The sequence below is a fragment of the Catenibacterium sp. RTP21428st1_D7_RTP21428_210409 genome, from assembly GCF_040227455.1.
Lineage (GTDB): Bacteria > Bacillota_I > Bacilli_A > Erysipelotrichales > Coprobacillaceae > Catenibacterium > Catenibacterium mitsuoka_A.
Map to the genome: position 1 here is coordinate 1 of NZ_JBEHVX010000051.1, position 16,795 is coordinate 16,795.

Annotated in this window: 14 protein-coding genes; 2 read left to right on the top strand and 12 right to left on the bottom strand. The window is 34.4% G+C overall.

Annotation, left to right across the window (positions count from 1 at the left end):
- Nucleotides 1–280: 280 nt before the first annotated feature.
- From ABUA27_RS08135 to gmk, 12 genes are all read right to left on the bottom strand, one after another.
- Nucleotides 281–1,663, bottom strand: coding sequence for a transglutaminase-like domain-containing protein (locus ABUA27_RS08135; RefSeq protein WP_287846256.1), 1,383 nt, complete (start codon nt 1,661–1,663; stop codon nt 281–283).
- Nucleotides 1,664–2,305: 642 nt separating this feature from the next.
- Nucleotides 2,306–3,034 carry a GTP pyrophosphokinase gene (locus tag ABUA27_RS08140; protein WP_129981410.1) on the bottom strand — a complete coding sequence of 243 codons (729 nt, stop codon included), beginning with the start codon at nt 3,032–3,034 and terminating at the stop codon, nt 2,306–2,308.
- Between the two features lie 65 nt (nt 3,035–3,099).
- Nucleotides 3,100–4,455 carry an MATE family efflux transporter gene (locus tag ABUA27_RS08145; RefSeq protein ID WP_288834768.1) on the bottom strand — a complete coding sequence of 452 codons (1,356 nt, stop codon included), beginning with the start codon at nt 4,453–4,455 and terminating at the stop codon, nt 3,100–3,102.
- Entirely contained in the window at nt 4,445–5,056 is a 612-nt protein-coding gene (locus tag ABUA27_RS08150; protein WP_349820540.1) for a thiamine diphosphokinase, read from the bottom strand. The genes ABUA27_RS08145 and ABUA27_RS08150 overlap by 11 nt, the downstream gene beginning before the upstream one ends.
- Nucleotides 5,053–5,697 (bottom strand): ribulose-phosphate 3-epimerase, encoded by a 645-nt coding sequence (rpe, locus tag ABUA27_RS08155; protein ID WP_349820541.1) that lies wholly within the window; start codon nt 5,695–5,697, stop codon nt 5,053–5,055. The genes ABUA27_RS08150 and rpe overlap by 4 nt, the downstream gene beginning before the upstream one ends.
- The gene (rsgA, locus tag ABUA27_RS08160; protein ID WP_129981414.1) at nt 5,690–6,556 is read right to left on the bottom strand and encodes a ribosome small subunit-dependent GTPase A; all 867 of its coding nucleotides are present in this window, start codon (nt 6,554–6,556) and stop codon (nt 5,690–5,692) included. The genes rpe and rsgA overlap by 8 nt, the downstream gene beginning before the upstream one ends.
- A 14-nt stretch (nt 6,557–6,570) precedes the next feature.
- Entirely contained in the window at nt 6,571–8,376 is a 1,806-nt protein-coding gene (gene pknB / locus ABUA27_RS08165) for a Stk1 family PASTA domain-containing Ser/Thr kinase (RefSeq protein ID WP_349820542.1), read from the bottom strand.
- Nucleotide 8,377: 1 nt separating this feature from the next.
- Nucleotides 8,378–9,106, bottom strand: a complete 729-nt coding sequence (locus ABUA27_RS08170) for a Stp1/IreP family PP2C-type Ser/Thr phosphatase (protein WP_161220289.1) — start codon at nt 9,104–9,106, stop codon at nt 8,378–8,380.
- A gap of 1 nt (nt 9,107) precedes the next feature.
- Nucleotides 9,108–10,136 carry a dual-specificity RNA methyltransferase RlmN gene (rlmN, locus tag ABUA27_RS08175; protein WP_117459345.1) on the bottom strand — a complete coding sequence of 343 codons (1,029 nt, stop codon included), beginning with the start codon at nt 10,134–10,136 and terminating at the stop codon, nt 9,108–9,110.
- On the bottom strand, nt 10,136–11,425 hold the full coding sequence (rsmB, locus tag ABUA27_RS08180; RefSeq protein WP_238634477.1) for a 16S rRNA (cytosine(967)-C(5))-methyltransferase RsmB: 1,290 nt from the start codon (nt 11,423–11,425) through the stop codon (nt 10,136–10,138). The genes rlmN and rsmB overlap by 1 nt, the downstream gene beginning before the upstream one ends.
- A complete protein-coding gene (gene priA / locus ABUA27_RS08185) occupies nt 11,382–13,568 on the bottom strand; it encodes a replication restart helicase PriA (protein WP_349820543.1) in 2,187 nt (728 codons plus the stop codon). The genes rsmB and priA overlap by 44 nt, the downstream gene beginning before the upstream one ends.
- Before the next feature lie 37 nt (nt 13,569–13,605).
- A complete protein-coding gene (gene gmk / locus ABUA27_RS08190; RefSeq protein WP_129981418.1) occupies nt 13,606–14,169 on the bottom strand; it encodes a guanylate kinase in 564 nt (187 codons plus the stop codon).
- 91 nt (nt 14,170–14,260) lie between these two features.
- On the opposite strand from gmk, the gene ABUA27_RS08195 reads away from it, so the two are divergent.
- Together ABUA27_RS08195 and pgeF are read left to right on the top strand one after the other, a co-directional pair.
- Nucleotides 14,261–15,901 carry an Rqc2 family fibronectin-binding protein gene (locus ABUA27_RS08195; protein WP_349820544.1) on the top strand — a complete coding sequence of 547 codons (1,641 nt, stop codon included), beginning with the start codon at nt 14,261–14,263 and terminating at the stop codon, nt 15,899–15,901.
- The gene (gene pgeF / locus ABUA27_RS08200) at nt 15,898–16,659 is read left to right on the top strand and encodes a peptidoglycan editing factor PgeF (RefSeq protein ID WP_288834782.1); all 762 of its coding nucleotides are present in this window, start codon (nt 15,898–15,900) and stop codon (nt 16,657–16,659) included. Before ABUA27_RS08195 ends, pgeF begins: the two co-directional genes overlap by 4 nt.
- Nucleotides 16,660–16,795: the final 136 nt, after the last annotated feature.

Below are 16,795 nucleotides of genomic sequence, written 5' to 3' on the forward strand. Positions count from 1 at the left end.
AAAAGACAATATAAGAATGTAGGAAAACCTACATTCTTATATTGTCCTAAACCTACATTTTTATATTGACTTTTGCAGATGACATACTGTAAAACTTCGGGATTCACTGTATTTTTCCTCTTTTGCAAAAGAAAAAGGCATTACGGGCAATATGATCTGTTTCTATTCATATTATTTGTAACACCTTTTTATATTATTATGTGTAAAAAAGAAAAGGGAAGGAAACATCCAAAACCACTCTTCAAACATTTCTGTTTCTAACAATGAGACTTATTATAATTTATTTTTCAATATCTTCCATAGAAATAAGTTCCTGAGATACATTCACCTGAGAGAAACGAAGACCATGATCCTCGTACTCAAATTCTCCTCTCTGATTATCAATCGGATCGATGCGAAGCCATTTTTTCTCTGGCATGAATTCTTTTTGAATTTCAGAGTTCGCTGGCATACGGAAAATATCCAGATTACCAAAGTAATAGTTCCAACGCTCTTTGTCTCCTTCACGCCATGCACTGCCACCAAAGGAAAGATCTGCAAATACCCATCCATAAGGTGCTACATAGAATTGTGCCCAATCATGGCATCCTGTATAATACTTCGTCACATATAGACCTGACTGCCAGCATGCCGGAATTCCAGACATGCGGCAAAGTGTGATAAACAGTAATGCCTGAACACCACAATCACCTTTCAGATTGATTGCACAGTATTCTGGAATACATTCAATTGTAAAATACTCTCTCATGAAAGAATACATAACTTTTGTTGTCACAAAATCATAGAATCGACGCGCCAAAATAATTGGATTTGTCTCATCTCCTGCAAGTTCATCTCTTAGCTCTTTTAAGTAAGGAGTGAATAAGATATGTGGTGCCTGCTCTTCCAGACAGAAATCTGGCTGTTCTTCAGATACCTTGGCAGGATCTAACTCTACATAATTTACATGATAATCAAATGAATAATCTACCATAAACTCCTGATTCTCTTTCAGTTCAGTTTCAAAATATACTGTTCTCTGTGGTGCATCAGCAGGTGCTATATATGTAATCTCTGGATTAGATGCATGAATTTCTACATTAGAAACCTGTTCGTATACCTTTGGAATTGGAAGATGTACATGAACCTTGCGTCCTACCTCTTCGAATTCTTTCTTAGCTTTTATTGTTGAACGTATACGAGTGTGTACAGTTCTTCCACCATATTCCTTCATGTAATGTATATTTTCGTTAAGTAGATTCTGATTTAGATTATTTTGCTTTTCATCCTCTGGATTTTCTGCAATGACACGCTTTGCGTAATCTGGACGAGTCTTAATGAGATTTTCATAGAATCGACGCTGAAAATGTACCTCGCCATCAATATAAATCCAATCTGCTGCACTGATTTCTTTTAAATGATCTAACTCTTCTTTTTTGAAATCACGTAGATGAATCATCATAATCTCCAATGCTTCATCATAAGTAAAAGGATACTCATTACCACCCATAACGCCAATGACTTCCTGTTCGATTTCTAGACGTTTTCTAAGAGCCTGTGGAATATCCTTCTCTTCTAGAAAATAACGAATCATTTTCTGGGCTCCAGCATAATCACCATAAATTTTTAATTTCAGAACGTCCTCTGGAAGCGGAACATTCATAAAAGATAAATCCTGATACATGAGTTATACCTCCAATTTATATTACCGTTCGTTTTCAAAACCAATGAACTAAGCTGACTTGAATAGCATATCTGTCAATGTAAAGACTGCCTCCATATTTACATGAGTGATGTTATTAGCTGCTACAGTAAGGCTGGCTGTTAAGTAATCCCCATATCACTCTCAATCCATAATTTATTCCTGAAGTCACTAAAATCAATAGCATGCTCAAAGCAGAATAATCCTATTCCTCACCTACTGACAATTGAGTATGATACACATAATGCTTTCGCAAATTCCGTCTGACTCATAAGCTTTGTTTTCGAACTTCTTTTATATATTTCAAAAAACTCATCTGTAATCTTTTTTTCAAAATATAGTAAAATTATAGCATGTATGCAAATAACTTGCTGTATTTTATAATACATTTTCTCGTTCTCCAATGATATCCTGTAGAAACATCATCTATCGCCTTGTTACGATGTTGAGTGCACATGATAGGCTGATAAGTCAACAAGACCACTGAATGATTATTATCATATAATTGCGTAGTATCTATTACCTTATTTTTTGATTATATATAATACTGTTTGACAACAAAGGCAAAATAAAATGCCGTGTTTACAACATATTAAAGTTTCATTTCCTTCAACAAAAAAGAATCTATTCAGATTCTCCTTTATTCATCATTGAGCGTATCTTCTGCATACGTTCATCTAATTTAGCACTTTCTACTGAACAGTCATAAAGTTCCTGAGCAATAAGCTTTGCTTCGTCTTCAGGAATATTCTTCTTATAGCGTAATTTATGTTCCAAACTTGCCCAGAAATCCATCGCAATAGTACGAAGCTGTACTTCTACATAAACATACTTCTTTGTCTTCTGCAAGAAGATTGGTACCTGCACAATTAAGTGTAAACTACGATAACCACTAGGTTTAGGATTTTTAATATAATCCTTCATCTCAATCAAAGTAATATCATCTTGTCTTAGGAAGCTATCAGCCAATTCATAAATATCTTCTGGAAATGAACAAACAACTCTGACTCCCGCAATATCTCTGATATTTTCTTCTAATGACTCCATAGTCATTGGAATATTCTTACGTCTTACTTTTCTCGCAATACTATCATATGATTTAATACGTGATTTGATGCTTTCAATGGGATTACCATCATATTCTAAAGAGTACTCCTGATCTAATACTCTGAACTTTGTTTCTATCTCCATTACCGCACAACGATAATAAGACATCAATAAATCGAATGGTTTCTTATTCTTATCCAATAAATCTAAAAATTCATCAGAGAGGATACTTTGTTTCATAAATTCTTCTCTTTTTTGTTCAATGATTTTAAATCCACTTCTTTTTATATCTTCTAGATTCCTCATATATTCATCCTTCTTTCAATCTATTTCATTATAATCTATTTCTATAAAAAATGAACTGAGAAACCTCAGTTCATTTGATCCAAAGCTTTCTTAAATTGTTTTCTAAACAATAATACTGTAAATGTGATTGCAAGAATGTCTGCCACCGGTTCAGCCAAATAAACAGCTGTTGTCTTATCTACAAGTAATGCTGGCATAATATAAATAAGTGGGATTAAAAGAATAAATTTTCTAGTAACTGCCACAATAACTGATGCTTTCGCATTACCTAAAGCCACAAATGTCATCTGACAGGCAATCTGTATTCCAAAGAGTCCTACGACTGCCATATAAATTCTAAGTGCTTGAGTGGTAAAGAGTGAGAGTTCTTGTGCATTTGTAAAGAGTCCTACAAACATCTGTGGGAAGATCTGAATAAGAAGCCAGATACATATTGAGAATACTAGACTGACTTTTAATAATAATTTAAATGTCTTTTGAACACGTTCTCTATTCTTAGCCCCATAGTTGTAGCTGATAATAGGTTGTGCCCCCTGTCCTAATCCCTGTAAAGGAAGCATCGCAAACTGCATAACACTAGTCAATATAGTCATTGCCCCTACTGCTATATCTCCCCCATATTTTAATAAAGAAGAATTGAAGCAGACCTGGATGACACTCTCACTTGATTGCATCACAAAAGTAGAAAGACCTAAAGCGAGACAAGGTAAGATGACTGAGTGATTTAAAGATAAGTTTTTCTTTTTTATTTTAAGTTTTGTCTTTTTACCAAACAAGAAGCGAAGAACATAGAGACATGAACATCCCTGTGAGATGATTGTCGCAAGAGCCGCACCTTTGACACCTAAATTGAATCCAAAGATCAAAATAGGATCTAAGATAACATTACATAATGCACCAATGACAACTGAAATCATTCCGTTTTTCGCAAATCCCTGGGCTGTAATAAACATATTCATTCCCAATGTTAATTGTACAAATAGTGTTCCCATCGCATAGATATTCATATAATCTACGGCATAGGTAATTGTATTACTGCTTGCGCCAAAAGCAAGTAAGAAGGTACGATTTCCAAAAAATAGAATAAGTGTAAGTACGATAGAAACGATAATCTGCGTAATAAAACAATTACCTAATATCTTTTCAGCATAATCATTATTACCCTGACCCATATAAATAGACGCACGTGGTGCACCACCATTACCAACCAATGAGGCAAAGGCTGTCACAATCATAATTAACGGCATACAGACACCAACACCTGTTAAGGCAAGAGCACCTGTTTGAGGAATATGACCTATAAACATACGGTCTACAATGTTGTAAAGCATGTTGATTAATTGCGCAATGACTGTTGGTAAGGCAAGTTGTCTGAGTAATTTACCTACTGGTTCAGTCGCAAGAAAACCCTTATTCTCCATATGTACCTCCTATTCTTTGTGATTCAATGAATATTAAATCTTCACTATTTTCAATTGTTAGAATACCATGACATTGATTAGAAATACATAGTGGATCATGAGGTTCCAATATATAACCATCAAGGGGATAATCACAATTCTGTAATGTAAGAGTACAAGTCTTTTCAGTAAAGCATGAGAAGTACTTATAATCAGTACAGTCTATTTGATGTGTTCCTTTAGGCAATAAATAGATTCTATTTATATCATCATAAAGTGTAATCTTAATATCTGGATGTTGTTTGAGATAGATGAGTACGCCTAAAAAATGATCAATACGACCACCAATAACACCATAAAGATCTATTTCATCATAACCTCTATTGAGTGCCTCACTAATCGCAAGTTCTGTATCTGTTTCATCCTTATGAGTAGGAAAAGTAAGTACTTCTAATCCTTCTAAGTATTCTTTATGTTCTAGAGAATCAAAGTCTCCAATAGCACATAATGGTTTAATTGATTGACGATGTAGATGTTCTAAACCACCATCAACTGCAATATAAGGGATGTCTTTATTAAAGACATCCCCATTATTCATGCTTGCATATAAGCCTATTTTCATTTGAGTGAGTCAATAGCTTCCTGTCTATTTTCTGCTTTGAAGACATAGCTTCCAGCCACTAGAACATCTGCCCCTGCCCCACGGCATAGGTTGGCTGTATTCGCATTGATACCACCATCTACTTCAATGAGATAACGTCTGCCATTTCTGATTTCTTTGAGTTCAGTGATCTTATCTAAGGCTGCAGGATTGAATGACTGGCCGCCAAATCCTGGTTCAACACTCATGACAAGAACCATATCTAAATCATCTAAGAATGGTTTGAGTGCTTCCACATCAGTACCTGGTTTAATAGATATTGATGCAAGACATCCTGCATCATGAATACGCTGAATAAGTACACGTGCTTCCTGCATGCTTGATACAGCTTCAATATGGAATGTAATGAGGTCTGCACCTGCATTGATGAATTCATCTAAATACTGACCTGGATCAGTGATCATTAAATGTACATCAATGAATAAATCAGTCACAGCACGTAAATTACTAAGAATGCTGTAACCAAATGAAATATTAGGGACAAAGTGTCCATCCATAACATCATAATGAATCCATGATTTTCCTCCATCATAGATTGTATCAATATCTCCTTTAAGATGCGCAAAATCTGCGGATAATACTGAAGGTGCAATTTTAACCATATCGTTTATCTTTCCTTTCTTTAACCTGCTTTAATAACTGCAGGTAATCAACATATCTTGTTTCATCAATTTCTCCTGCTTCTACTGCTTCTTTAACAGCACAATGTGGTTCACTATCATGAAGACATCCTCTAAATTTACAATGATGTGACAATTCTCTAAAATCATGATAAGTGACTGCAAGTTCTACAGGATCCATTTTAAGTTCTAATGATGAAAAACCTGGAGTATCTGCAATATAGCCACCATACATAGGAATAAGTTCAACATGTCTTGTAGTATGTTTTCCTCTTCCTAATGCTTGAGAAATTTCATTTGTTTCAATATTAAGTTCAATGTTTAAGGCATTGAGAAGACTTGATTTACCTACCCCACTCTGCCCTGTAACGACTGTTACACGGTTTTTAAGGATTGGTTTAATCTCTTCGATGCCTTCATTTTCTTTACTTGATACAAAGTAAAGATCATAGGCATTGTACTTCTTTTTTATTACAGGAATAAGTTCTCTATTAAGATCTATCTTTGTGATAATGATGATTGGTTTAATCTTCTCATATTCAACCATCGCGAGAAATTGATCTAGAAGCATCTGATCAAAATCTGGCTGGGCAATAGAGAATACAAGAAGTGCCTGATCTACATTACAGATAGGAGGTCTTTCCAATTGGTTATGTCTTTTTTCTAGTGTAAGAATATAACCAGAACCATCTTTTTCTTCCTGGAAGCTACAGAAGTCTCCTACGAGAGGCTTCTGACCTCTGTTTCTAAATTTACCACGTGCCCTGCAGCTAACAACCTTCTTACCTGTATCGACATAGTAGAATCCTGCAAGGACTTTTATAATCTGACCTTTAGGCATATAATCTCCTATTCTTATTCAGTTGTAGTTGTATCGTCATCATCATTTTCTGGTAAGTCAGGTTGTGTTGGTGTTGTAGGGGTTGTAGGGGTTGCAGGGGTTGGTTTCTTATCATAATAATATAAGATAATCTCAGTCCCTTTACTATTTACCTGAGTATATGGTGCAACTGACTGTTTTACAACTGTATTAATAGACATTGAGTTAATTGTTGCAGTATCAGTAGGTGATGGTAATACAGATAGTTTCACATTAGTAAATCCCTGACTTTCTAATGTAGATTTCGCTGCATTGATATTCTGACCATATAATGATGGTACAGTAATGCTGACACCTTTAGATACTGTTAAAGTAATGATTTTGCCTTTTTCATTAGGATCCTGTTTTTCACCTTCAGAAATAGACTGTCCAATAACGACACCTTCTTTATAATCATCATCAGACTTTTCATACTTTCTAACCTTATAGCCAAGCTTTGTTAATTCATTATAAGCTGAATTGTAAGAGATACCTGTATAGTCCTTCATGACAATATATTTACCCTTAGAGATAGTAAATGTTACTGTATCTCCTTCATTGATGGTATGTCCTGCTTCTGGATTTGTCGCAATAACAAGTCCTTTTTCATACTTATCACTCAGTTCATAATCAACTTCATCAGACACCTTATAACCTTTATCAATTAATAAGGCTTTGGCTTCTTTTTCAGTCTTACCAACTAGATCCATCATTGTCCCATCTTGATTACCACTAAATAAGAAGAAGCCTGCTACAATCGCAAGACATACGATAACTGCGCCAATGGCCACACCTATCGCAATTCTTTTTTTCTTATCCATTGGTTCTTTTATCTTTTCTTCTTCTGGTTCAATTTCTTCTATTTCTGTTTTTGTTTCTTCAAGATCTAAAGGTGCTGTTTTAGTAAAAAACTGAGAATCAGTCGCAATGATTGTTGGATCATTATTCACTTGATCAAAGCTTAATTTAGGTTCATCTAAACGTTCTAAGCAAGTTTCTAAATCATCTAACATATCGTCAGCACACTGATAACGATTGTTTGTATTCTTTGCAGTCGCTTTAATAATAATATTTTCTACAGACTGAGGAATCGCTGGATTATATTCACGTACTGATGGTATTTCATCACGCATATGTTTCAAAGCGATATTCACTGGAGATTCTCCATTAAAAGGAACATCTCCTCTTAATAATTCATAAAATACAACACCTAATGCATAAATATCACTTTGTGGTGTCGCCTTTTCACCTCTTGCGATTTCTGGTGCAAGATAGTGAAGTGACCCCATGATTGTATCTGTCTGAGTCACCTGTGATAAAGACTGGATAGAGGCAATCCCAAAATCCGCAATTTTCACAATTCCAGAATCAGTGACAAGAATATTCTGAGGCTTTAAGTCACGATGAACAATACCCATAGAATGGGCGAGTGCAGTTGCTGATACAACCTGCTTCATAATGTCTACTGCTTCTACATAATGAAGTGCACCACGCTTATTAATTAATTCTTTTAAAGTCTGACCACGTACATATTCCATGACAATATAGTAAAGATCATCTTCTTCACCCACATCATAGATTTCTACAATATTACGATGACATAATGCAGCTGCCGCACGTGCTTCACGATGGAAACGCGTAATATAAATAGGATCTCCTGTCAAGGAAGAACGAAGTATTTTTACAGCCACTTCTCTTTTTAATATATCATCATATGCAAGATAGACATCTGCCATACCGCCTTGGCCAATTAATTCTTTTAATTCATAGCGGTCAGCAAGAATACGTCCTTTTTCACTCATCTTATGATTCTCCCTTCTCAATTAATAAAACACCAATATTATCTAATCCACCAAATTCATTGGCTGATTGAATGAGTCTTTCTGTTTTATGATTGACTGATTCATCTTCTTTTAAGATATCTTCAATCTGTTGAGATGAGAGTGAATTATATAATCCATCTGAACAGAGCAATATTGCACGATAATCTTCTTCAATCTTATAAAAAGAAACACGTAAAGCTTCTTTAATACCAATCGCCTGCACTAATACATTTCTTTTGGGATGATGAGAAGCTTCTTCTTGATTAATTATACCTCTTTTAAGTAATTCATTCACAAAAGTATCATCTGTCGTGATTTGTTTTAAAGTATCACTATATAAATAAGCTCTACTATCTCCTACATGAGAAATATAGGTATTCTTTCCATCCATATAACAGATGACAATTGTCGTACCCATACCTGCATATTCACTATGCATATCACTTTCTTTATTTAATAAATCATTTGCGGTTAATAATAAAGAAGAAATCCAGGCATGAATAGATTCATCATTAATAAAAGGTGAATGATCAAAAAAATGATCAATAATATAATTACTTACAAGAGTACTTGCAACATCACCTGCAAGATGACCCCCCATTCCATCACATAATACACCAACGATTTCATGGTCTTTGATTTTATAAACTGCTCTATCTTGATTGACTGATCTTTTTATTCCGATATCAGTCATCGCGGAGATAACCATATTATGCCCCTTTCTCTCTTTTTGCACGTAACTGTCCACATGCACCATCAATATCACGGCCATGTTCTTTTCTTAATGTACAATTAATATGTAAACGAATAAGTTCATCCTTGAATGCAGTAATTGTATGACCTAAAGACTGCTTATAGCCATGTTCATCAACAGGGTTATAAGGAATTAAGTTCACATAAACATTTAATCCACGAAGATAATGGGCTAACTGACGCGCATACTTGATATCATCATTGACATCCTTCAATAAAATATATTCAAGAGTAACACGGCGGTTTGTACGTTCAATATATGTCTTGATGGCATCTCTTAAGTCATCCATATTGTAACGTTTGTTGATTGGCATGAGTTCATTACGAATTTCATCATTAGGTGCATGTAAGCTAATAGCTAAGTTAACCTGGATTGGTTCATGAGAGAAACGTTCAATTCCAGGAATTAAACCACATGTAGAAATAGTAAGGTGTCTTGCACCAATCGCTAGACCATGAGGTTCATTCACTGTATAGATAAAGTTCATCACTTCATCATAGTTATCAAATGGTTCACCTGTACCCATCACAACTACATGAGTCACTCTTTCCTTTAAATCATTCATAACAGTCAAGACCTGTTTCACAATTTCACCACTTGTTAAGTTACGCTGTTTCTTTAATAATCCAGATGCACAAAATGAACAGCCCATATTACAGCCTAACTGGCTTGTAACACATAATGAACGACCATAAGTCTGAATCATTAATACTGTTTCAATGAGTCCTCCATCTTCTAATTCTAGAAGATATTTAGTTGTTCCATCACGAGCAACCTGTTTTTCTTTAATAGTTAAAAGTGCATCACTGAAATGATTGGAAAGTGTTTCTTGAAGTTCTTTAGAAAGATTTGTCATCTGATGAAAATCATAGACATTCTTTACATAAATCCATTCATAAATCTGCTTGGCACGGAATGGTTTTTGTCCAAGTGCTTTTAGTTCTTCTTTTAATTGTTCGAGTGTTAAGTCATAAATTGATTTCATCATACATCCTTTTCTAACAGACACATATAAAAGCCATCACTATGATATTCATATGGAAGTATAGTACGTTCTTCTACCACATGCATATCGGGATGCTTCTTTATGAATTTTTCAATCTGTTTTTCGTTTTCTTTTTTATTTATAGTGCACGTACTATACACTATATTACCACCTTTTATACATAAAGAATATGCATTTTCTAGTAATTTTGCTTGAATAGGAATGATTTCATCCATTGCACTAGAGTCATGGTACTTAATTTCAGGCTTTCTAGAGAGTACTCCAAGACCAGAACAAGGTCCATCTAGAAGTATTTTTGTATACTGTTTATTAAATATTGAGAGGTCTGTACTGTCTCCAGTATGCACATGAATATTAGTCAATCCAAGTCTTTGGGCATTGTCTTTAATGAGTTTTGCTTTATGAGGATAAAGGTCATAGACATCCAGGGTGCCTTTATTATTCATCAAAGTGCCAAGGTGAGTTGTTTTAGATCCAGGGGCACCACACATATCTAAGACAAGATCATCTTCATTTGGATTAAGTAAACGAGCAACCATCTGTGATGATTCATCCTGAATCGTCACTAACCCTTCTTTAAAAGCTTCAGTATGAGCGATATTACCTTCTTTTAATAAGACACTATCTGGTGATAAATAACCCGGAGTGAATTCTGGATATTTCTTTAAGAATTCCTCACGTGATATCTTATAAGTATTCACACGACCACTTTTTAAAGGTACTTCATTATCTGCATGAAGAATCTTTTCCGTTGTTTTAATGCCATATTGGGCCTTCAACATTTTAACCATCCATAAAGGATGACTTGTAGAAATAGATAGACGTTCATCATGATCTAAATCATCTAAAGATCTTGTTTGATTAAAACAGCTATGGAGAATCGCATTAATCATGCCACCTGCTCTTTTATTTCTTCTTTCCTTGATAATATCTACTGCTTCATTGACAATTGCATAATCTGGTGTATCTAGATAAAAATGCTGATAGAGACTCATTAATAGAAGCATTCTTTCTACTACTTTTAAACGTGTATGGATATGTGGTTCTAATTGATATTCTAAATACAAACGATTCTGAATAGTTCCATAGACCAATGTTGTAATAAGTCCTCTTTCTGATGGTGAGAAGTCTTTTGTAAGAGTATGGTTTAAAGTAATATTTAAATAACTTTCATTCTTTTCATAATCAATAAGTATATCTAATGCTGTATCTCTTTCTTTCATATTAATATGTGGAATACGGGTTAAAGTCGCATGCCACAATAACACCTCCTTTTCTTGTACGGTTATAATAGTCATCAATGATACTTAATTGTTCATAGATAGGCTTCGATTCTATATATTTAATAAGAATTCTTTCACGATAGATATCCTGCATCTTAAAGGTAGACTGTGGTCCAATGATACGAACTTTTTCTAGATGATCTTTTAAGTATTGACTGATATCTAAGGCAATAGAATGAACATTCTTAGGTGAGCGTGATTGTACTATAACAGAGACTAAATGACAATATGGTGGATATTTGGCTTTCTTTCTAAATGCTATCTCTTCTTTAAAGAAAGCATCATAATCCTGCTTGACTGCTGCTTTAATTGCATAATGTTCTGGATTGAATGTCTGGATCATAACTGTTCCCTGTTTTTCTCCTCGACCGCTTCTTCCTGCCACCTGACAAAGTAGCTGGAATGTACGTTCAGAGGCTCTAAAGTCAGGTACCATTAAAGATAAATCAGCCATGAGTACACCTACAAATGTGACATTAGAGAAATCAAGTCCTTTCGCAATCATCTGTGTACCTAGCATAATATCTGCTTTATGTTCTTCAAAATCTTTTAAGAGTTTTAAATGGGTATTCTTATTACGTGTTGTATCAAAGTCAAAGCGAATGATATGTGCTTCAGGATACTGTTTTTTTAATTCTTCTTCTATTTTCTGTGTTCCATAACCAATCTTTTTAAGATGCGTACTTCCACAGTTTGGACAAGTACGAGGTGTAGGAATAAAATATTCACACAAATGACATTTGAGTCTATTTTCAGCTTTATGATAAGTAAGTGTGACATCACAATGAGGACAGCGTATTGGTTCATTACATGATTCACATTTAATAAAAGATGCATAACCTCTCTTATTTAAGAGAATCATTGCCTGTTCTTTTTTATCCAGCGTTTCTTGTAATCTCTGTTTCATTCTTCTAGACATAAGTGAATAGTTACCTGAACGGGATTCATTGCCCATATCTACAACCTCACAATAAGGGAGAGGTTTACCATTAATTCTTTGTTTCATCTCAAATAGGCTATATATTCCCTTTTTAGCACGGGCATATGTTTCTACTGAAGGTGTCGCACTACCTAAGACAATCTTTGCATGATTTTTCTCTGCACGCATCTTCGCAATAGATAGAGTATGATAGCGTGGTGTATTATCCTGCTTATAGCTCATATCATGTTCTTCATCCATAATAATAAGACCAAGATTTTCTACAGGCGCAAAAATTGCAGAACGAGCCCCCACTACAATACGGGCTTCACCTTTTTTAATACGACGATATTCATCATACTTTTCACCTTGAGATAAACGTGAATGGATAATTGCAACTTCATCATGAAAACGTTCTTTAAAGACACGTTCCATCATTGGTGTAAGAGATATTTCAGGTACAAGCATCAATACTGTCTTATTTTCTTCTAACATCTTTTTAGTTAAGGCAATATAGACTTCTGTTTTACCTGAACCAGTCACACCATGAATGAGTGAAATCATTTGAGATGTTTCTAATACACCTTCTACAACACTTGTTTGAAGTGGGGTTAAAGTAATCTTATTATTAATCTTTAAGTTATTAGCTGCATAAGGATCACGCTGTACTTCTTTATTATATACTTCAACAAGACCCTGCTTTTCTAGAGAAGTAATGACACTTCTAGAATAAGGGATATCCTTAAGAAACATTTCTCCCTTTTCTACTAATAAACGGAATGCTTCTTGCTGTTTAGTTGTTTTAGGTGTTCCAGTATTAATGACTCTTACACATGTAATTGTTTTAATACCAACCATCTTATGAGTAGATGGCTTTAAAGTGCCAGGAAGCATAGCTTGGAAACAGGCAATAAGTGGGCATATTGTCATCTTTGACATACGATGAGCCAGTGTAATGAGTTCATTATTTAATAGAGGAGCTTCATCGATGACTGAATAAATATAAGAATACTTAAAGCCATCTCTTTCTTCTAATTCTTTTTGGGTTAAATCAACTTCTTCTACAGATAATACATAACCAACAACCTGTCGATGATTAAAAGGCACTTGAACACGTATTCCTGTCAAAATAGGTTTCTTAGATAAATAAGAAAAGCCACGGTCTAATGCCTGAACAGGATGTTCTATAAGTACTTCTACTTTAAACATAAAATCACCTCCTAAAAAAGAAAAAGCAGCCAGATGGCTACTTCATGTTCTCTTCGATAATCTTGACAATATCATCTTTCGCATGCATAACATCATCGTTCACCACTACATGCTTATACTGATCTTTTGTCGCAATTTCTCTTCTTGCTTTATCAAGACGTTCTTTAATAACATCTTCAGCTTCTGTTCTACGTCCACGAATACGTTTTTCTAATTCTTCCATTGAAGGTGGTACTAAGAAGATTGTAAGAGCATCTGGTACTTTCTTCATAACCTGAAGTGCACCCTGTACTTCAATCTCTAATACAACATTCTTACCTTCATCTAATAGCTGATCTACATAGGCTTTAGGTGTTCCATAATAATTACCTACAAACTGTGCGTATTCTAGTAATTCACCCTGCTCAATCTTTTTCTTGAATGTATCAACGTCTACAAAGAAATAATCGATCCCTTCTTTTTCGCCAGGTCTCTTATAACGTGTAGTCATTGAAATAGAATATGCAAGGTTTAATGATTCTTCTTTAAATAGTTGTTCTCTGACTGTTCCTTTGCCTACGCCGCTAGGTCCACTCAGGATAATTAGAAGGCCTCTTTTCACTTATCTACATCCCCTTTTTAAGTAATCCTACATGAATAAAACAGTGATGTCAAACACTTTTAAATGTGTTATACTAAGTCGGGTGATGAATATGGCATTTGATGGAATTGTATTGTCACGTGTTACAGAATTATTAAATGAAACAATTGTGACAGGACGTATTTCAAAATTATATCAGATATCGAAATACGAATTATTAATGACTGTTCGTGCACAGAATGAGAATAAGAAACTTCTTGTTTCTATTCATCCAATGTACGCACGTGTTCAGTTAACACAATTAAATTATCCTACACCTGATTTTCCTAACGCTCTCACAATGTTTTTAAGAAAACATATTGAAGGTTCGTTTATTGAGCGTATTGAACAGGTAGGGCTTGACCGTATATTAAAGATTACTTTAAGAGGTAGAAATGAATTCAAGGATCTTGTAGAGTACCATCTCTATATAGAAATCATGGGTAAGCATTCTAACTTTATTCTTACTAATAAAGAAGATAAGATACTAGAATGTTTAAAGAGAGTATCGCCAAGTGATAGTATACGTATTATGCAGCCGGGGATTACTTATAGCTACCCTCCTCTACTTGAGAAGAAGAATCCTTTTGAAAATAGACCTGAAACAACAAATCTTGTGAAAGAGTTTGAAGGATTCTCTAAGGATTTAGCTGAGGAAATAGCTTCAAGAATGGAACAGGGTGAAGATTTCAAAACTATTATGAATGAAATCAAAGAGAGTAAAGAACTCTATATTACTAGAGGTGATAAAGAAAAGTATCATGTGATTCCTTTACATTGTTTTGGAAAGAAGATAGATCAGTATTCTCTTTTTGATGGATTAGATGCTTATTATCAATTTATTGATCAGAAGGATCGTATTAAACAGCAGACTTCTGATATTCTTCATTTTATTCAGAAAGAATATACAAAGAATGTCAATAAGCTAGATAAACTAGAAAAGACTTTATTTGATTCTCATAATAGTGATGAATATCGTATTAAGGGTGATTTATTGTATGCTTCTTTACATCTTATTCAAAAAGGGATGAAAGAAGTGACTGTAGATAACTATTATGATGGCACAAAGATGACAATTGAATTAGATGAGCGTTTTGATGGCAAAACAAACGCGAATCATTATTATAATAAGTATCAGAAGGCAAAGAATTCTTTAAAGGTTCTAGAGGAACAGATTGAAAAGACAAAAGAAGAAATCAATTACTTTGATACTTTAAATACCTTGATGGATAATGCGGATTATTATGATGCTATGGAAATCAAGGAAGAACTTGAAAACATGGGTTATATTCGTAAGAAGAATGTCAAGAAGTTAAAGAAGAAAACACATCCTCATTATGATGTTTATCGTACACGTGATGGTATTATTATTTATGTAGGTAAGAATAACTTACAGAATGATTATCTAACATTTAAAATGGCATCACGTAATGATATGTGGTTCCATGTGAAGGATATGCCTGGTTCCCATATTATTGTGCATGCAGAAAACTTGGATGAGTATACAATGAGACTCGCCGCAAATATTGCAGCATATTTTTCTAAGGGTAAATATAGTTCAAGTGTTCCAGTGAATTATTGTTTAGTAAAGAATTTAAAGAAGCCTCATACAAATAAGCCAGGTTTAGTTCTTTTAGGACATTATAAGACTATTTATATTGATCCTGATGATTCTTTCTATGATGAATTAGAGAAAGTGGAGGATGCAAGATGAAATTAATACCTTGGAAGTTTAATAATGATATAGTAGAAGGCTATACTGTACCAGCTCATATTGATGGAAAACTATTTAACATGAGTTATAATGGAATAGATGACAAGCAGGTACTAGAAAACCGCAAAGAACTAGCTAAAATGCTTGGTACAGATCTTGATCATATGGTCGCACCTTTACAGCGTCATACAACACATTATTTAAGTGTGAATAAAAAAGATGGTGGTAAGGGGATTTATAGTCAGAAGGATGCTTATTTAGGTTTTGATGCATTATATACTAGAGATACAGACTTGACTCTATTTACTTTCCATGCAGACTGCTGTCCTGTTCTCTTATATTGTGAGAACCAGCATTTAATTGCTGCCATTCACTCAGGATGGAAAGGAACAGTGACTGAGATTGTAGGTAAGGTGACACGTCACTTAATTGAAGATGAAGGCTGTGACCCTAGTACTATATATGCTTATGTAGGGCCTTCTATTGAATCAAGAAACTTTGAAGCCATGGATGATATTATTAATCGTGTAAAGAAGATGAGCTTTGATACATCATCTTTCTATACTAAAAAAGATGAGACACATTATCTTCTTAATTCAAAAGGACTCATCAAGCAACAATTATTAAATTGTGATGTATTAGAGGAGCATATTGAAGTCAGTCCTTATTGTACAATGGAGAATGATGACTTATTCTTCAGTTATCGTAAGACACATACTAAAAATCGTAATATTTCTATTATCAGACTAAAAAAATAGCTGGATTATTCCGGGTCTTTAATTTTTGTGGGGGTCAGACCTTCGCTCTAAATATTTGGGGGGGTCTTGGAAACAGCACCTTTAAATCTGTGGGGGTCACACTGTGGCTCCCACTTTTTTAGATATTTTTGTGTAA

Bases quoted from the DNA above. Each gene is read 5' to 3' on its own strand.
- pgeF (WP_288834782.1), top strand. From the start codon at position 15,898: ATGAAATTAATACCTTGGAAGTTTAATAATGATATAGTAGAAGGCTAT.
- rlmN (WP_117459345.1), bottom strand. From the start codon at position 10,136: ATGAAATCAATTTATGACTTAACACTCGAACAATTAAAAGAAGAACTA.
- ABUA27_RS08195 (WP_349820544.1), top strand. From the start codon at position 14,261: ATGGCATTTGATGGAATTGTATTGTCACGTGTTACAGAATTATTAAAT.
- ABUA27_RS08145 (WP_288834768.1), bottom strand. From the start codon at position 4,455: ATGGAGAATAAGGGTTTTCTTGCGACTGAACCAGTAGGTAAATTACTC.
- ABUA27_RS08140 (WP_129981410.1), bottom strand. From the start codon at position 3,034: ATGAGGAATCTAGAAGATATAAAAAGAAGTGGATTTAAAATCATTGAA.
- ABUA27_RS08170 (WP_161220289.1), bottom strand. From the start codon at position 9,106: ATGGTTATCTCCGCGATGACTGATATCGGAATAAAAAGATCAGTCAAT.
- rpe (WP_349820541.1), bottom strand. From the start codon at position 5,697: ATGGTTAAAATTGCACCTTCAGTATTATCCGCAGATTTTGCGCATCTT.
- pknB (WP_349820542.1), bottom strand. From the start codon at position 8,376: ATGAGTGAAAAAGGACGTATTCTTGCTGACCGCTATGAATTAAAAGAA.
- ABUA27_RS08150 (WP_349820540.1), bottom strand. From the start codon at position 5,056: ATGAAAATAGGCTTATATGCAAGCATGAATAATGGGGATGTCTTTAAT.
- priA (WP_349820543.1), bottom strand. From the start codon at position 13,568: ATGTTTAAAGTAGAAGTACTTATAGAACATCCTGTTCAGGCATTAGAC.
- rsgA (WP_129981414.1), bottom strand. From the start codon at position 6,556: ATGCCTAAAGGTCAGATTATAAAAGTCCTTGCAGGATTCTACTATGTC.
- ABUA27_RS08135 (WP_287846256.1), bottom strand. From the start codon at position 1,663: ATGTATCAGGATTTATCTTTTATGAATGTTCCGCTTCCAGAGGACGTT.